General features: G+C 65.3%; 15 protein-coding genes, 4 tRNA genes and 1 pseudogene. 10 read left to right on the top strand and 10 right to left on the bottom strand.

The window, feature by feature from the left end:
• The first annotated feature begins 156 nt into the window (after positions 1 to 156).
• The 3 genes from CFB52_RS04900 to CFB52_RS04885 all read left to right on the top strand — a co-directional run bounded on the left by CFB52_RS04900 (position 157) and on the right by CFB52_RS04885 (position 2,575).
• Complete coding sequence (locus CFB52_RS04900; protein WP_059574095.1) at positions 157 to 1,170, top strand: class 1 fructose-bisphosphatase; 1,014 nt, start codon at positions 157 to 159, stop codon at positions 1,168 to 1,170.
• Between the two features lie 206 nt (positions 1,171 to 1,376).
• Positions 1,377 to 1,452: transfer RNA gene (locus CFB52_RS04895), tRNA-Thr, on the top strand.
• Positions 1,453 to 2,320: 868 nt separating this feature from the next.
• Positions 2,321 to 2,575, top strand: coding sequence for a GlsB/YeaQ/YmgE family stress response membrane protein (locus CFB52_RS04885; RefSeq protein ID WP_006476609.1), 255 nt, complete (start codon positions 2,321 to 2,323; stop codon positions 2,573 to 2,575).
• 80 nt (positions 2,576 to 2,655) lie between these two features.
• On the opposite strand, the pseudogene CFB52_RS04880 reads toward CFB52_RS04885, so the two are convergent.
• The 3 genes and pseudogenes from CFB52_RS04880 to CFB52_RS04870 form a co-directional block, all read right to left on the bottom strand.
• Positions 2,656 to 2,838 (bottom strand): annotated as a pseudogene (locus CFB52_RS04880) (TlpA family protein disulfide reductase); the annotation flags it as partial.
• Positions 2,839 to 2,930: 92 nt separating this feature from the next.
• Positions 2,931 to 5,294, bottom strand: coding sequence for a TonB-dependent receptor (locus CFB52_RS04875; protein ID WP_099316170.1), 2,364 nt, complete (start codon positions 5,292 to 5,294; stop codon positions 2,931 to 2,933).
• A 128-nt stretch (positions 5,295 to 5,422) separates the two neighbouring features.
• Positions 5,423 to 5,812 carry a DUF2946 domain-containing protein gene (locus CFB52_RS04870; RefSeq protein ID WP_059574097.1) on the bottom strand — a complete coding sequence of 130 codons (390 nt, stop codon included), beginning with the start codon at positions 5,810 to 5,812 and terminating at the stop codon, positions 5,423 to 5,425.
• Between the two features lie 239 nt (positions 5,813 to 6,051).
• On the opposite strand from CFB52_RS04870, the gene CFB52_RS34535 reads away from it, so the two are divergent.
• Complete coding sequence (locus CFB52_RS34535) at positions 6,052 to 6,156, top strand: chorismate mutase (protein ID WP_162484450.1); 105 nt, start codon at positions 6,052 to 6,054, stop codon at positions 6,154 to 6,156.
• Between the two features lie 223 nt (positions 6,157 to 6,379).
• Positions 6,380 to 6,970 carry a chorismate mutase gene (locus CFB52_RS04860; protein WP_059574099.1) on the top strand — a complete coding sequence of 197 codons (591 nt, stop codon included), beginning with the start codon at positions 6,380 to 6,382 and terminating at the stop codon, positions 6,968 to 6,970.
• A 33-nt stretch (positions 6,971 to 7,003) separates the two neighbouring features.
• On the opposite strand, the gene CFB52_RS04855 is transcribed toward CFB52_RS04860, so the two are convergent.
• Together CFB52_RS04855 and CFB52_RS04850 are read right to left on the bottom strand one after the other, a co-directional pair.
• The gene (locus CFB52_RS04855) at positions 7,004 to 8,131 is read right to left on the bottom strand and encodes an exonuclease domain-containing protein (RefSeq protein WP_099316169.1); all 1,128 of its coding nucleotides are present in this window, start codon (positions 8,129 to 8,131) and stop codon (positions 7,004 to 7,006) included.
• Positions 8,132 to 8,272: 141 nt separating this feature from the next.
• Positions 8,273 to 8,476 carry a cold-shock protein gene (locus CFB52_RS04850; RefSeq protein ID WP_006476615.1) on the bottom strand — a complete coding sequence of 68 codons (204 nt, stop codon included), beginning with the start codon at positions 8,474 to 8,476 and terminating at the stop codon, positions 8,273 to 8,275.
• Between the two features lie 394 nt (positions 8,477 to 8,870).
• Here CFB52_RS04850 and CFB52_RS04845 point away from each other — a divergent pair, with 394 nt between their 5' ends.
• Positions 8,871 to 9,137, top strand: coding sequence for a hypothetical protein (locus CFB52_RS04845; protein ID WP_059574101.1), 267 nt, complete (start codon positions 8,871 to 8,873; stop codon positions 9,135 to 9,137).
• A 497-nt stretch (positions 9,138 to 9,634) separates the two neighbouring features.
• Positions 9,635 to 10,780, top strand: a complete 1,146-nt coding sequence (locus CFB52_RS04840; RefSeq protein ID WP_059898421.1) for a porin — start codon at positions 9,635 to 9,637, stop codon at positions 10,778 to 10,780.
• A gap of 82 nt (positions 10,781 to 10,862) precedes the next feature.
• Here the strand turns inward: CFB52_RS04840 and greB are convergent, their stop codons facing one another.
• A complete protein-coding gene (gene greB, locus CFB52_RS04835) occupies positions 10,863 to 11,426 on the bottom strand; it encodes a transcription elongation factor GreB (protein WP_006486618.1) in 564 nt (187 codons plus the stop codon).
• A 129-nt stretch (positions 11,427 to 11,555) separates the two neighbouring features.
• Between greB and CFB52_RS04830 the strand changes: the two genes are divergently transcribed.
• From CFB52_RS04830 to CFB52_RS04820, 3 genes are all read left to right on the top strand, one after another.
• Positions 11,556 to 11,632 (top strand) — tRNA-Arg (locus tag CFB52_RS04830).
• A gap of 66 nt (positions 11,633 to 11,698) precedes the next feature.
• Positions 11,699 to 11,775, top strand: a tRNA-Arg gene (locus CFB52_RS04825).
• Between the two features lie 61 nt (positions 11,776 to 11,836).
• A tRNA-Arg gene (locus CFB52_RS04820) sits at positions 11,837 to 11,913 on the top strand.
• Positions 11,914 to 12,098: 185 nt separating this feature from the next.
• Here CFB52_RS04820 and CFB52_RS04815 read toward each other — a convergent pair.
• The 4 genes from CFB52_RS04815 to CFB52_RS04800 form a co-directional block, all read right to left on the bottom strand.
• Positions 12,099 to 14,465, bottom strand: coding sequence for a bifunctional (p)ppGpp synthetase/guanosine-3',5'-bis(diphosphate) 3'-pyrophosphohydrolase (locus CFB52_RS04815; protein ID WP_027783823.1), 2,367 nt, complete (start codon positions 14,463 to 14,465; stop codon positions 12,099 to 12,101).
• 63 nt (positions 14,466 to 14,528) lie between these two features.
• A complete protein-coding gene (gene rpoZ / locus CFB52_RS04810; protein WP_006025620.1) occupies positions 14,529 to 14,732 on the bottom strand; it encodes a DNA-directed RNA polymerase subunit omega in 204 nt (67 codons plus the stop codon).
• A 58-nt stretch (positions 14,733 to 14,790) separates the two neighbouring features.
• The gene (gmk, locus tag CFB52_RS04805) at positions 14,791 to 15,474 is read right to left on the bottom strand and encodes a guanylate kinase (RefSeq protein WP_059574102.1); all 684 of its coding nucleotides are present in this window, start codon (positions 15,472 to 15,474) and stop codon (positions 14,791 to 14,793) included.
• A 70-nt stretch (positions 15,475 to 15,544) separates the two neighbouring features.
• A complete protein-coding gene (locus CFB52_RS04800) occupies positions 15,545 to 16,468 on the bottom strand; it encodes a YicC/YloC family endoribonuclease (protein ID WP_059574103.1) in 924 nt (307 codons plus the stop codon).
• Positions 16,469 to 16,537: the final 69 nt, after the last annotated feature.

The raw sequence follows: 16,537 nt of genomic DNA, 5'->3' as shown, positions 1-16,537 counted from the left end.
GCGGCTGCGATGAACGCCCCGCCCGCCGGCGTCGCCCGATACCGGGCCGATTCGGCGGCCCGCCCATGTAACCGGACGAAAAAAGCCGGCGGCACCGCAGGCGCGACGGGTAAAATTGCGGCCATTCAAGGATTCTTTCGCCTTTCGGAGTCTGTCATGTCCATTGCCCGCCGCACCACGCTGTCGAAGTTCCTGATCGAACAGCAACGTGAGACCAACAACCTCCCCGCCGACCTGCGCCTGTTGATCGAAGTCGTCGCCCGCGCGTGCAAGGCGATCAGCTACAACGTGTCGAAGGGCGCGCTCGGCGAAGCACTCGGCACCGCCGGCAGCGAGAACGTCCAGGGTGAGGTGCAGAAAAAGCTCGACATCCTGTCGAACGAAATCCTGCTCGACGCGAACGAATGGGGCGGCAACCTCGCCGCGATGGCGTCGGAGGAAATGGAAACGTTCTTCCCGATCCCGGCGAACTACCCGCGCGGCGAATACCTGCTCGTGTTCGACCCGCTCGACGGTTCGTCGAACATCGACGTGAACGTGTCGATCGGCACGATCTTCTCGGTGCTGCGCTGCCCGGACGGCAAGCAGGCGACCGAGGAATCGTTCCTGCAGCCCGGCACGCAGCAGGTCGCGGCCGGCTATGCCGTGTACGGCCCGCAGACGGTGTTCGTGCTGACGACCGGCAACGGCGTGAACTGCTTCACGCTCGACCGCGAAGTCGGCTCGTGGGTGCTCACGCAGAGCAACATGCAGATCCCGGCCGACACGCGCGAATACGCGATCAACGCATCGAACGCCCGCCACTGGTACGACCCGGTCAAGCGTTACGTCGACGAGCTGAACGCCGGCAAGGACGGCCCGCGCGGCGACAACTTCAACATGCGCTGGATCGCGTCGATGGTCGCGGACGTGCACCGGATCCTGAACCGCGGCGGCATCTTCATGTACCCGGCCGACAAGCGCACGCCCGATCGTCCGGGCAAGCTGCGCCTGATGTACGAAGCGAACCCGATGGCGTTCATCGTCGAACAGGCGGGCGGCGCCGCGACGACCGGCACGCAGCGCATCATGGAAGTGCAGCCGACCGGCCTGCACCAGCGCGTGCCCGTATTCCTCGGCTCGAAGAACGAAGTCGAGCGCGTGACCGGCTATCACGACGAAGCAAAATAATTGCACTGCAGCACTGGACGGAGGCGCGAGACATCAGTACAATCGCGCCTTCGCGATGTGGCCCTAACGGGTCGCATCGCGGTGAAGTGGAAGCGGAAAGTCCGCCGGATCGAGGGTTTCGCGAAGCAGTAGCAGCAAGCTGAAAAAATTTCGCAAAACCTATTGCCAAGATCGCGGATTTGACCATATAATTTCATTTCTCTGCTGCCGGTGTAGCTCAGTTGGTAGAGCAGCGCATTCGTAATGCGAAGGTCGTAGGTTCGACTCCTATCTCCGGCACCAAGACATAAAGGTCTGACAAGCATCGCTTGTCAGACCTTTTCTCTTTTCCGGCGCCGAAATCGTGAGGCCGGTCGACGACGCCCTGCCGATCGCGCAGCGCGCGATCCTCGCGGCGGCCGTTATCTGCGCCACCTCGCCCACACCTCCCGCACGACTTCTCCCCACTCGGCGGCGGCCAGCCAATCGTATCGATCACCCATCGCGGTGCGCAGCGGCTCGGCCCGCGGCGGCCATGGCCCCGACGGCCGGCTGTCCGACCTGTACGGCGCAAGCAACAGCATCGTCCATCACGTGCCCGGCCGCCGGGCACGCCTCGCACATTGACGCCATGGCCGCCGCGCTCGATCGCGCTCCATCCACCTACTTCGACCAATGCCAGTCAGTCAGGATACCGAATGATGACGGACGCCGAATGCGACGCCCTCTACGCCGCCGCGCGGGCCACACGATGCCCCGGATCGGTGAAGCCGATACGTCGCTCTTGCTCGCCCTTGCCTGCCCGTTTCGCACTGCTGGCGATCGGCGATGCCGTGACCGTTGCGCGGCTGACAGCCGACGCTGCCGACGGACGGCCCGAGGTGCCCATGCACGCCACGATGCGCCCGATCGACGAATTTTCGGCCGCGCCTCATTCCTGCAGACCGGCTTGGCCGCGCGCCATGCGCGGTGCGCGCACGAATCGAGCCGTACGCAGACAAATCTCCCTGGAAAATCTCCTTAAGGGTGCATAACATTACTTAACGATTCCGACCCGCCTATCGCGTTACATTGCGTGGGCGGTGCGGCGGCCGCAGCCGCTTTCAACCAGCTTGCGGCGCGCGACCGCCCGTGCCCGGTCATTTCGACTCAACCCAAGGAGAGCACCACCATGACTCATGGCTTGATTATGTGGCTCATCATCGGCGCGATCGCCGGCTGGCTGGCCGGCTTGCTCGTGAAGGGCGGCGGCTTCGGGCTGATCGTCGACATCATCGTCGGGATCGTCGGCGCGGTGATTGGCGGCTGGCTTGCCGGACTGCTCGGCATCAGCATCGGCAGCGGCTTCATCGGCTCGGTGATCGTCGCGGTCATCGGCGCGGTGATCCTGCTGTTCGTGATCCGCCTATTCAGGCGAGCGGCCTGACGTTTTCTCTCCACGCGCCTTCGGGCGCGTTTTCGCATCGGGCCGGCGCGCGGCGCGTTCGCCGCGCGCCACCGGCTCCGTCAACGCTTCGCGTGCCGCAAGCCGCCGTCGAGCACGTCGGCCGTCCGCAATCCGCTGGAAGCTTCACGCACACCATCTCGCCCGATCCACAGGGTGCGCGGCATCTCCCCTCTCCATTGCGCATCGAGCGCCACCCGCAGCCACTGGGGTATCGGCTCCGCGTTCGCATACTGCACGCCCTGCGAATCGGCGGCTTTCGGTCCTCCGGACGCCTCGTGCGCGCCGGCGGACGACGGCGTCGCGAGCCGCGGCGCGCAGCCTGCCGCGAACGGTTTCACAGCGACCACTTCAGTTCTCCATAGAACGTGCGGCCCGGATACGGGTGGAACACGTAGTAGCGGCGGCCCGTCAGGTTGTCGATGCCCGCCGACGCGCTCCAGTGACGGTCGAAGCGGTAGCGCGCCTTCAGATCGACGACCGTAAACGAGCTCGTGCCGCCGTAGACGTCCGGATTCACGTCGCTGTTGTCGAGCGTGTTGAACTGACGGCCCGAGTAGCGCACGCCGACGCTCGCCAGCCAGTGCTCGTCGAAGCGATACGACGCGAGCAGGTTCGCGCGCATGCGCGGAATCCGCGGAAAGCGCGAACCGACGTAGGCCGGGTTCGCGGCATCGGCGAGAATCTGCGCGTTGCTCGCCGATACGTTCGCGTCGATGTTCAGCCCGCGCAGCCCGACGTTCTCGCCGCTGAACGCGAGTTCGACGCCGCGTACGCGCACGCGGTCGACGTTCGACACGTTGGTGACGGTGGTCGCACCCGCCACCGTCGTCTGGCTGTAGATCGAATCGCGCAGGTCGCTCTGGAACACGCTGGCGCGCACGACGCCGACACCCACGTCGCGTTCGGCCGTGAAATCCCAGTCGATCGCCTTTTCCGGCCGCAGGTTCGGGTTGTTGTTGACGATCGCGTTATTCGAAATCGTGCCCTGGAACAGCTCGCCGACCGTCGGAAACCGCGTGCCGGTCGCGAACGACAGCCGGAAGCGCCAGACATCCGTCGCGTCCCATTGCAGCGCGACTTTCGGCGACAGCGCGTTCGCGCTCCGGTCCGCATAGCCGAGCGTGCCGTTCGCATTGCCGAGCGCGCCGCCATACGCGTCCCAGCGCTCGTAGCGCAGCCCGAGCGTCGCGAGCCAGCCCGGCGCGAAGCGCCACGCGTCCTGCCCGAACAGCGCCTGCGTGCGCGTATCGCCGCGATAGACGCTCGCGAGCGACGTGGTCGGCCCGGCCAGCCAGTCGGCCGTGTTGTACGTGGCGTTGCGCAGGAAGTAGTTGTCGTAGTGATAGCCGAACGTGAACGTATGGCCTTTCACTTCCGGCGCCTCGGCCTTCAGGTCGAGCGTGCGCCAGCCGGTGCCGTCGCCCTCGAACAGCGTACCCGCCCCGCCCTGCACGGTCGAGGCCGCGCGCAGCACGTCGCGCGAGACGTCGTACGCGGACACGACGCCCGACAGCCGCCAGCCGGAATCGAGCCGGCCGTTCAACCCGAGCGCGTACAGCCAGTTCTCCTGGTCGCCGCGCTGCGGCGCGAACGCGTTCGGCGCGACAGTCATGTTCTGGCCGCCGATCGACACGTTGCCGCCGTAGACCGGCTTGCCCGTCGCGTCGCGCAGGAAGGTCTCGCCGTGCTGCCGGTAATGGTTCTCCCAATGCCCGAGCGTCAACGTCGCATCGACGTGATCGGAAAACGCATAGCCCATCCGCACCGTCTCGTTGAGCTGCTCGGTCCGCTCGATCGTCTGCGCGCCGACGATGGTCCGCCGCTTGCCGTTGGGTCCGATGTCGGTCGCCGCGCCCGCCACCGGGACGGCGGCGCCCAGCTTCGGGTTGTAGGCGGAATTGGGGCTCGCATACTGCATCGGCTGGCCGTCGTTTTCCAGCCGGTCGAGCGACAGCGCGAACCAGAACCGGCCGACGCGGTTCGCGATCCGCGCGGTCTGGTGATTGCCGCCGAAGCTGTCCGCGAATCCGTAGCCGTCGTGGTAACGCTGCGTGAAGAACTGCGTCGACAGCGACGCCTCGAGCTGTTCCGGGCGGCGCGTGGTGAGCAGCACGGTCGAGCCGATCGAGTTGCCCGGATACAGCGCGGAAAACGGGCCATAGAGCACGTCGACGCGCGCGATGTCGTCGGGCGGAATCAGCGACCAGCGCGGCGGGTACGCATAGCTCGAACCGAGCAGGTTCGACAGCAGCACGCCGTCGGCATAGACGAGCCCGCGCGCGCTCTGCAGTTCATTGAAGTCGCGGCCCGCGAATACGCTATTGCGGTCGCCGATGTAGCGCTTGCGAACCATCAGGTTCGGCGCGTACTTCAGCGCGTCCTCGGTGGTGACGTTGGTGTACGCATCGATCTGCTCGCGGGTGATCGACGTGACGACGGCCGGCGTATCCGGATCGACGGGTTGCCGCTGCGCGGTCACGCTGACGGCGGACAGCGTCTCGCCGGCCGGCGCGGCCGATGCGGCGACACCGGCGGAGGCCGGCGCGGTGGCGGCAGGACGATCGGCGTGACCGCCGCGGGCGGCCTCGGCACGGACATCGTCGGCTGAAGCCGCGTAAGCGGCCGGCCATGCGAAAGCGGCCGCGCATGCGAGCGCGAGCTGGCCGCGCGACGGCCGCGCGGCAAGGGGAGACGACATGAGTGAGTTCCTGAAAACGTGATCGGACGCCGCCGGACACCGGGGCGCGAATCGCGCACGAACGACGCGACGCGCGGGCCGGGGCCGCGGGCGGCTCGCACGCCACCAGGGCGCGCGGACGACATCAATCAGACCGGAACGTTTTCAGGCGGGGCGCGCGGCTGCGCGAGACGGATGCCCTTGCAGCGCACGTCGGGAACGAGCGGCGCAGCCACCCGATACGCGAACGTGCGCACGAAACCCGGCATCGCGGGCAGGCTCGCGCCCAGCGCGACGTTCGCCGCGAAGCCGGGGCAGTACACGCAATGCGGGACGCCGGCGTGGTCGAACGACGACGTGTCGCGGTCGTCGCCCGCTTGCGCGAGCACGACCTGACGGGCGCCCGCTGCACTGCACAACTCGAGCGTGAGCGTGCCGGAGCCGTTCGACGCAAGACGCGCGTAGCCGACGACGGGCGACAGTACGTTCAGTACCAGCGCCAGCCATACGAGGCCGATCCATCGCGTCGTTCGTCTCATCGCGGTCCAGGAAAAAGTGCGCGCAAGTATAGCAAGCGGCCCGATCGTTGCCGATCGCGCGGTTGCCATACCGGGCATCGCACCGCGCGTCGGAGCGCATGTGCCGTTAATACAACAGAGACAAAATCTAACGATTCGACGCTGGCATAAATCCGAGCGCGAGGTTGATAATCATTGAACCTGCTGGAGAAACGATCATGGACGAAAGACCAACTCGCATGCCACCACCCGAGCAAGTGATGAGCCCGGATCCGGAACCCGTCGGCGTGGAATTCCTCGCCGAGTTGCCCGAGCACGTTCGGGCATTCTTCGACGAGCAGCACAAGCTGTACTCGCCGAAGTGAACGTCAGTTCGGTTCTGTAACCGCCACGTGTCGATCATCGCTATCGTGCGGTTCATCCGTGCGCCTCGCGCGCCATTCGCCTCGCACCCGGGCCGCAACAGCCTGACGGTGCCGGATCGGCTCGCCTGCTGATTCTGCTGTCGCGACGCTACGCCGCGCGACTGTCTTCGTCTATCCTTCTGGTTTTCCACGTCCGGCCCGCCCGGCTCTCCCGATCGTTCCGATGAAGCAAGCCATTCGTGCCAGCCTCGCTGTCGCCGCGCTCGGCGTCGCCCTCTTCTCCCCGCATACCGCCCGTGCAGACGGCGACGACACCGCCCTCACCAACATCGTCGCGCTCGCGTCGCAGCGGCTCGCGCTCGCCGAACCGGTCGCGCGATGGAAATGGGCGAATCACAAGGCCATCGAGGACCAGCCGCGCGAAGCGGCGCTGCTCACCGCGGTCGAAAAACGCGCCGTCCAGGCCGGCGTCGATCCCGCGTTTGCCCGAACCTTCTTCGAGGATCAGATCACGGCGAGCAAGGACGTGCAGAACGCACTGTTCGCGACCTGGCGCACGACGCGGCCGCCGGAAGGCACGCCGCCCGACCTCGCGACCAGCACGCGGCCGGCACTCGACCGGCTGACGCAGAAAATGCTCGCCGGTCTCGCGCAGGTCGCCCCGCTGCGCGAGGCGCCCGATTGCCAGGCGCGGCTCGCGCGCAGCATCGCGAACTGGAAGACGCTCACGCGTTACGATTCGAGGCAGACGCAGGCCCTCGATACCGCGCTGTCACACGTGTGCGCCGCCGGCGGGGCCAGCGCGATCGGCTGACGCAGGCGAGGCGACGGACCCGGGCCGCCGCGCTCAATCGGCCGGCGTGAGCGCCGCGAGCGGAATCATCTGCAAGCCGCGCGCGAGATGCGTCTGCAGCAGGCGATGGGTGAAGGGTTCGAACGCCCCGCCCGCCGTGTCGGCCACGAGCCGCGCGGCCGCATCGAGCGATTCCGCCGAACCGAGATAGCACCAGCCGTCGATCACGTGAAACAGGCGGCGCTCGCCGTTCGCCTCGAACGCGACGGCGCCGTCGAACGGCCAGGGCGCACCGCCCGCGCGAGCGGCGTCGGCTGCGGGGCGCCGGTTGTACGACGGACGCAACCGCGCGATCCATTGCGCTTCGGCAAGCATCGCCCCGAGCTCGTTGCCGGTCTCGCGCCACTCGACGCGCCGCACCTGCTGCGCCAGCCGCATTTCCTTCGACGACCGGCGCTCGCCGGTCAGCAGCGCGCGCAGCCGCTGCCGCACGCGCACGCTGCGGCCGACATACAGCGCTTCGTCGCGCTCGCCGAACAGCGCATACGCGCCGCACCCTGCCGGCGCGGTATCCAGCCACGCCTCGGTCAGGTCGCCGCCCAGACGGAAGTGGCGCGTCGTCCGCGCGATCTGGTCGCGCAGCCGCTCGAGCGGCACGATGTCGTGCAGTTGGCGCCAGAACTGCCAGAGGAGGTCGGCATCGGCCAGCGCCCTGTGGCGCGCGGCCGGCACGAGCCCATGCCGCTCGATCAACGCATCGAGCCCGTGCCGCGATTCGCGCGGAAACAGCGCGCGCGACAGCCTTACAGTACAGAGCACATCGGGATTGAAGGCAAGCCCGGCTCGCTCGAATTCGGCGCGCAGGAAGCCGCGATCGAAGCTCGCGTTGTGCGCGACGAACAGCTTGCCGTCGAGCCGCTCGAACAGCGCCGGCGCGAGCGACGCGAACGTCGGCGCATCGCGCACCATCGCGTCCGAGATGCCCGTCAGTTGCTGGATGAACGGCGGAATCGCCTGCCCCGGATTGACGAGGCTCGTCCACGTCGACACGCCGAGCGGCCCGATTTCGACCACGCCGATTTCGGTGATGCGATGGTCGGCGGACGAGCCGCCGGTGGTTTCAAGGTCGACGAAGACTAGCGGCTGTTCGCTGGCGGGATCGGGCGGACGGGAATCGGACATGAAAAGACTGGGAAACGGTGCTTTCGTGAGTATGCACCGGCATGCGTACTCGCGGCCAGCCCGAGCCGGCATGCTCCGTCCCCGGAAAACAAAAAGCCCCCGCGATGCGGGGGCCGGACGTGATCGGCAATGCGAGGCGCGTCAGACCGCCTGGATATTCGCTGCCTGCTTGCCTTTCGGCCCGACTTTGACGTCGAACGAAACACGCTGGTTTTCCTTCAGCGTCTTGAAGCCGTCCATCCGGATTTCGGAAAAGTGCGCAAACAAATCTTCACCGCCATTGTCCGACGTAATAAACCCAAAACCTTTAGCATCGTTAAACCATTTCACGATACCGGTATCCATGTCTGCGTTCCCCACTCGATAAGATCAAAAAAGCTATTTTTATAGCCGTTACCCGAAATCCCGAAACATTGCGCCGGCATCCGCACCGGCGCGCCGCCCGAGGACGGAGTGCTGACTTTATAAATTGGACAATCCGGGTGCGTCAAGAAAATTTTTGACGTGTGCTTTATCGAAAAGATGCTAATACCGCTGGAATCGGTACACCATCATCCTTGATTAATTGATTCGCATCAAAAACCTGTCAACATTACCGGGATCGGATCCTCGATAATCATCGGGAGCGAAATTTCTACCGGGGACAAATCGACCCGGTAAAATCCTCGGGTTTTTTCCGGGTTGCGGAAATGCGGAGACATTGCGATCCTGAAGCAACGCCGAAAGGAAGGAGAGGGTCATGTGGCTGGACGGAATCAAGCGCTTCGCGAGCCGGCTCGGGCGCGTACGTCGCAAGTCCCGCGCCCTGGCCGAGTCCGCGCGCGAAGCGCCGTGCGACGCCGAATTCGATATGACGTGGCACGGCGATCACTGGCAGAACCTGCTCGCATCGCCTCTGGATGCCCGTCACTACGTGATGGAAGACTGGACCTACACGCCGCCGCCGATCGAAGCAGAAGAAGCCGCGCCTGCAGGCAAGCGCAAGCGCCGCTCGTACACGCGGTAGCGCACCGCGCAGCGGGGCAAAAAAAAGCGCGACTGGGAAGTCGCGCCGACAAAGGTTTGGAGATCTTTTCCGTCAACGAAAAAGTCTGCTTCGGAAAGCAGAGATCGCAGTATAGCGAGAGAACTACCTTTCATTATCCATGCTCCGCACAAACCTCTATTGCCGATGTGTCAATAATCGCGCTATAGAAGCCCCCGCTCGCTGCTGACTGTCTGTCGCGGCCGCGCAACGCCCGTTACGTCGTTCCCATTGCTGCTTCCTTTCGCTGCACCGCCGCAGATCCTTGCGGGACAAGCGTTCGCGCGCACCCGTCGATTTTTGCGGATTCCAAAATACATTATTTCTTAAAGCGCCAGCCGCCCTCGCTCGACGCCCTTCATACACTGAAGGTGGCTTTCTGACGATCGCACGGCCGCGCCGCCGGAGCGACTACGGCGTCAGGCGAACACGGCCAGTCCGCCGCAGGTTCGATCGACATCCTGTTTGGAGACAGATCCATGAAAAAGACCTTGATCGTCGCCGCGTTGTCGGGTGTATTCGTCACCGCAGCCCATGCGCAAAGCAGCGTGACGCTGTACGGCCTGATCGACGCAGGCATCACCTACACGAACAATCAGCATGGCCACAGCGCCTGGCAGGAAACGAGCGGTTCGATCAACGGCAGCCGATGGGGCTTGCGCGGCACCGAGGATCTCGGCGGCGGCCTGAGAGCTATCTTCACGCTGGAAAACGGTTTCGGCATCAACAACGGCACGCTCAAGCAGAACGGCCGCGAATTCGGCCGGCAGGCGTTCGTGGGCCTCGCGCACACCACCTACGGCTCGCTGACGCTGGGCCGTCAATACGACAGCGTGGTCGACTATCTCGGGCCGCTGTCGCTGACCGGTACCCAGTATGGCGGCACCCAGTTCGCCCACCCGTTCGACAACGACAACCTGAACAACTCGTTCCGGATCAACAACTCGGTCAAGTACCAGAGCGCCAACTACGGCGGCCTCAAGTTCGGTGCGTTGTACGGGTTCTCGAATTCGTCGGCGTTCGCGAACAACCGCGCGTATAGCGGCGGCGTGTCGTACAGCTACCTCGGCTTCAATTTCGCCGCGGCCTACCTGCAGTTGAACAGCGACGTCAACGCGCTCGCGCAGGCCGCCTCCGATCCGGGTGCGGTCACCGGCGACTGGACCTTCGCGTCGCGCGTGCAGCGTACCTGGGGCGCCGGCCTGAATTACGGGTTCGGCCCCGCGACGGTCGGCTTCGTGTTCACGCAGACGCGCCTTAGCGGCCTGCGCGCGATCAGCGCCGGCCAATCGGGCGTGACGGGCGGCATCACGGGCCTTGGCGACAGCGGCCGCTTCAGCAACTACGAAGTCAACGGCCGCTACGCGCTGACGCCGGCCCTGTCGCTCGCCGGCTCCTACACGTATACGCAGGGCCGCCTGTCCGGCGACAAGCCGACCTGGCACCAGTTCAACCTGCAAGCCGACTACGCGCTGTCGAAGCGCACCGACGTGTACCTGCAGGGCGAGTTCCAGAAGGTCAACAGCGACGGGCTCGACCTCGGCGCCAACATCAACGGGCTGGGCGCCGCATCGTCGACCAACAAGCAGATCGCGGTCACGGCCGGCTTGCGCCATCGCTTCTGAGCGACCGGCACATCGCCGTACGCGGAAAGACGAAGCGCCCCGACGGGGCGCTTTTGCTTTGCCGCGTCGCGCCGGCCGACGCTCAGGCGTCGCCGCGCGCCGGATACCGGACGTCGAGTATGTCGATCGGCTGAGGGCCGGCCGGCGTCATCAGCGTGACGGTATCGCCGATCTTCGCCTTGATCAGCGCACGCGCGACCGGCGAAATCCAGCTGACGCAGCCGCGGTCGAGATCGACCTCGTCGATGCCGACGATCGTCACCGTGTGGTCCTCGCCGTCCGGCGTCTCGTAATCGACCGTCGCGCCGAAGAATACCTGGTCGACGTTCTCCTGCCGGCTCGCGTCGACGACCTCGGCGAGGTCGAGCCGCTTCGTCAGGAAGCGGATGCGGCGATCGATCTCGCGAAGCCGCCGCTTGCCGTAGATGTAATCGCCGTTCTCCGACCGGTCGCCGTTCGAGGCCGCCCACGACACGAGCCGCACGACCTCGGGACGTTCGACGTCGATCAGGTTCAGCAGCTCGTCCCTCAGCCGCTTGTGGCCGGCCGGCGTGATGTAGTTCTTCGCGCCCGCCGGAATCGCGGGTTGAGCCGGGTCGAGATCGTCGTCGTCACCGTCCGACTCTTTGACAAACGCCTTGTTCATGATGCGGATTCAACGTGAATGACTGATGCTCCAAGGGTACACGAAGGGCGCCCGGCCAAGGCCATCGCACCAAATTCGCGAATAAGGCTTCCCTTTTTATACGACTCTGCTATACTTCCGCTTCTGCGTGCGGCTGTAGCTCAGTTGGATAGAGTACTTGGCTACGAACCAAGGGGTCGTGGGTTCGAATCCTGCCAGCCGCGCCACCTTTTCGAGGGCCTTCCGAACCGAAGGCCCTTTCAGTTCGAAGCAGTAGAAGTGTGTTGTTGCGTGCGGCTGTAGCTCAGTTGGATAGAGTACTTGGCTACGAACCAAGGGGTCGTGGGTTCGAATCCTGCCAGCCGCGCCACTTATTTGGGGGCCTTCCCATCGCAGAAGGTTCCGACAGTTGAAGCAGTACCGTTTTGCGTGCGGCTGTAGCTCAGTTGGATAGAGTACTTGGCTACGAACCAAGGGGTCGTGGGTTCGAATCCTGCCAGCCGCGCCACCTTAAAAGGGCTTTCCTCCGGGAAAGCCCTTTTTCTTTTTGCGCCCGCCTCCCCTCGTCCGCACCATCGCCTCGCACGCCTTCGGCAAACGTCGCGTGCAGTTTCGCCCGCCTCAACGAAAACGGCGGCCATTGGCCGCCGTCCGTGGATCACCGCACTCCCCCCGCGAAGGGGCGCGTGAATGTCAGTAATCCTGCCGCTCGCGCTCGATGCGCATGCCACCGTCGTGGCGCGCATGCGCCCCGTCGTCGGTCGAGCGCTCTCGCATGATCCGCATCACGTCCGGATTGGTTCTCACGCGCCGCATCACGTTCGCGAGATGCACGCGGTCGCTGACCTGGATCACGAAGCGCAGCACCGTCGATTCGTGGGTCAGATCCTCGTCCATCGCGATATGGACGATGTTCGCGTCGGCCGACGTGATGTCCGCCGCGACGCGCGCGAAGATGCCCTTCGTGTTCTTCACGAGCGCCTTCACCGCGACATCGAACAGGCGGCCCGGCTGCGGCGCCCATTCGACGTCGATCCAGCGGCCCGGATCGCGGCGATGGATGCGCTGCGCGACACGGCAATCCGTCGTATGAATCGCCATGCCCAGACCGATGCCGATGTAACCCATGATCGCGTCGCCCGGGATCGGTCGGCAGCATGCGGACAACTGCACGGACATCCCCTCGGTGCCGGTAATCACGACCGGCGGCGCATGATGCGCGGGATGCCGCTCGGACTTCGGCAGATCGTCGTCCGCGTCGCGGCCGCTCATCAGCACCTCGATGCGCTTGGCCATCACCGCGGCGACGCGGCGGCCGAGGCCGATGTCCGCGAAGATTTCCTGCCGGCTCTTGTTGCCCGTCCACTGCACGAGCTTCTCCCACACTTCCGGCTCGACATCGGCCAGCGCGAGGCCATAGCCCTTCAGGCTCTGGTCGACGAGCCGCTCGCCCAGCTGCACGGACTCGTTCAGGCGCATCGTCTTCAGGTAGTGGCGGATCGCCGAGCGCGCCTTGCCGGTACGCACGAAGCCGAGCCACGCGGGATTCGGCTTCGAATACGGCGCGGTGATCACTTCGACGATGTCGCCGCTCTTCAGCTCGGTGCGCAGCGGCAGCAGCTCGTTGTTGATCTTCACGGCCACGCACTGGTTGCCGAGATCGCTGTGGATCGAATACGCGAAATCGAGCGCCGTCGCACCGCGCGGCAGCGCCATGATCTTCGACTTCGGCGTGAACACGTAGACCGCGTCGGGGAACAGGTCGATCTTCACGTGCTCGAGGAATTCGCTCGAATCGCCCGCTTCGCTCTGGATGTCGAGCAGCGACTTCAGCCACTGGTGCGCGCGCTTCTGCACGTCGCTGAGATCGGCGCTGCCGTTCTTGTACAGCCAGTGCGCGGCGACGCCCGCCTCGGCGATCTCGTGCATCTTGCGCGTGCGCACCTGGAACTCGATCGGCGCGCCGAACGGGCCGACGAGCGTCGTGTGCAGCGACTGATAGCCGTTGATCTTCGGGATCGCGATGTAATCCTTGAACTTGCCGGGCACGGGCTTGTACAGCGCGTGCAGCGCGCCGATGCACGTGTAGCAGTCGAGCGGGCTGTCGACGACGACGCGAAAGCCGTACACGTCGAGCACCTGCGAGAACGACAACTGCTTGTCGCGCATCTTGCGATAGACGCTGTAGATGGTCTTCTCGCGGCCGGTGATCTCGGCGTCGATCTTCGCGTCGGCCATCGCACGCTGCGCGGCCTCGAGGATCTTGCTGATCACTTCGCGGCGATTGCCGCGCGCGGCCTTCACGGCCTTCTCGAGCGTCGCGTAGCGATGCGGGTTGAAGTTCGCGAAGCTCATGTCCTGCAGCTCGCGATACGTGTTGTTCAACCCGAGCCGGTGTGCGATCGGCGCGTAGATGTCGAGCGTTTCGCGCGCGACGCGGCGGCGCTTTTCCATCGGTACCGCGCCGAGCGTGCGCATGTTGTGCAGGCGATCGGCGAGCTTCACGAGAATGACGCGCACGTCGCGCGCCATCGCGAGCAGCATCTTGCGGAAGTTTTCCGCCTGCGCTTCCTCGCGGCTGCGGAATTCCATCTTGTCGAGCTTCGACAGGCCGTCGACCAGTTCGGCGACCTTCGGGCCGAACCGCTCGGCCAGCTCGTTCTTGGTCACGCCCTGGTCTTCCATCACGTCGTGCAGCAACGCGGCCATCACGGCCTGCGCGTCGAGCTTCCAGCCGGCGCAGATTTCCGCGACGGCGACGGGATGGGTGATGTAGGGTTCGCCGCTCTGGCGATATTGACCGAGGTGGGCTTCGTCGCTGAAGTGGAACGCCGCCTTGACCTCTTTGATTTCGTCCGGAGCGAGATACTCGGCAAGCGCGGCCGTCAGTTTCGCGATCGAAACGACGCCGTGCTTGCGCGGCTGCTCCGGGGTGGCGGTCGGCCCGAACAGATGCCGGAAGGATTGTTCGAGGACCGCGTCGATGTACTGGCGCGCAGGCGACTGAGCCGTGGCTTCGGTGGTCGGATCCGCGGAGGCGGACGATGGGGTGGTGCTCATATTCGCCTCCAGGTCGAGTCGTTGCGCGCGTGGACTACATGGCTGGAACGGGCCGGATGCGCGTTACACCGGCACCTTCTTCAGCATCTCGACGCCGACCTGGCCGGCAGCGATTTCGCGCAGCGCGACGACGGTCGGCTTGTCGCGGCTTTCGATTTTCGGCGTATGGCCTTGCGCGAGCTGCCGCGCGCGATAGGTGGCGGCGAGCGCCAGTTCGAAGCGATTCGGGATTTGCTTCAGGCAGTCTTCGACGGTAATGCGAGCCATGTTGGTGATTCCTTCTGAATATAGTCCTTATTCTACCTTATGTCCCTCGTGCCCCGCGTCATTCCGCGTGGGGCAGATGGATGCCGAGCTCGATGAACAGCTCCGTGTGTCGCGCGTACTGCGAAGCAAAACGCAGGCGCGTCGCCGCGACGATGCATTCGAGTTCCGCGAGCGCACGCTCGAAATTCTCGTTGATCACCACGTATTCCGCTTCCGACGCGTGCGCGATCTCGCTGCCGGCCGCCAGCAGGCGTCGCGTGATCACGTTCGGCTCGTCCTGGCCGCGCTTCTTCAGGCGCTCCTCGAGCGCGTCGAGCGACGGCGGCAGGATGAAGATGCCGACCGCGTTGCGGAACTGCTTCTTCACCTGCAACGCGCCTTGCCAGTCGATTTCGAGCAGCACGTCGTGGCCGTTCTGCATCTGCTCCTCGATCCAGACGCGCGACGTGCCGTAGTAGTTGCCGTGCACTTCCGCGCTCTCGAGGAATTCGTGCGCCGCGTGACGCGCGCGGAAATCCTCGACGGTCGTGAAGTGGTAGTGCTGGCCGTCCTGCTCGCCGGGGCGCGGCTTGCGCGTCGTGTACGAGATCGACAGGCAGATGTCGCTGTCCTTCGACAGCAGCGCATTCACGAGCGTCGACTTGCCGGCGCCCGACGGCGCGACGACCATGAACAGGTTACCGGGATAGACGCCGCCGTGCAGCGAATGCGACGCGTGGCCGTCGCGATGGGAATCGGTCATGACAGCCTCCGCCGGGCCGCCCCCTCGGAGGGCAGCAAACATAGTGAGCGTGGGGGTCGTTTCATCTCTTTTACTCCAGGTTTTGCACTTGCTCGCGCATCTGCTCGATCAGCAGCTTCAGCGCCATCGACGCGTCGGCGAGTTCCTTCGCCGCCGCCTTCGAGCCGAGCGTGTTCGCTTCGCGATTCAGTTCCTGCATCATGAAGTCGAGACGCTTGCCGACGCGGCCGCCCTTCTCGATCACGTGACGCGTTTCGTTCAGGTGCGCGGTGAGCCGCGACAGCTCTTCCGCGATGTCGATCCGGATCCCGTACATCGTCACTTCCTGACGGATGCGCTCCGCGGCTTCCTCGCGCGTGACGACCGTCGAGCCGCCTTCGGGCGCCGCGATGCCGAGCGCTTCCTGCAGCCGCTCGACGATCTTCTGCTGATGCTTCGCGATCAGCTCCGGCACGAGCGGCGTGATGCGCGCGACGATCGCCTCCATCTCGGTGACGTTCGACAGCAGCATTGCCGCCAGTTGCGCGCCTTCGCGCGAACGCACGACGACGAGCTCGCCGATCGCTTCCTTCCCGCAGGCGAGCACCGCATCGCGGATCGCCTCGGCCGACACGCCGCTCTCGGCGAGCACGCCGGGCCAGCGCAGGATCTCGCCCGCGCGCAGGCGGCCGACGCCCGGGAACGAATCGAGCACCGCGCGTTCGAGTTCGGCAAGCTGGCCGAGCGCCGACTGGTTCAGCGCGCCCGCGCCGATGCTCTGCTCGCCGCGCTGCAGGTTGATACGCACGTCGACCTTGCCGCGCGACAGCTTGTTCATCAGCATTTCGCGCAGCGCGGATTCGCACGCGCGCACGTCGTCCGGCATCCGGAAATTGAGATCGAGGAAGCGCGAGTTCACGGTGCGCAGTTCGACCGACACGCTGGTGCCGCCGTTGCCGGTGGCCGTCGCGAGTTCGCGCGTCGCGCTCGCGTAGCCCGTCATGCTGTAGATCATGGTTCGTCTCGCCGTCTGGCGCCCTCGCGGGCGGGGGATATGTCGAGGCGCCCGGCGCATCGGAAAGCG

The sequence above is a fragment of the Burkholderia sp. AU18528 genome (assembly GCF_002223215.2).
Classification (GTDB): Bacteria; Pseudomonadota; Gammaproteobacteria; order Burkholderiales; family Burkholderiaceae; genus Burkholderia; species Burkholderia semiarida.
Note: the sequence above shows the minus strand (reverse complement) of the source record. Positions and strands in the feature narration are given on the sequence as shown.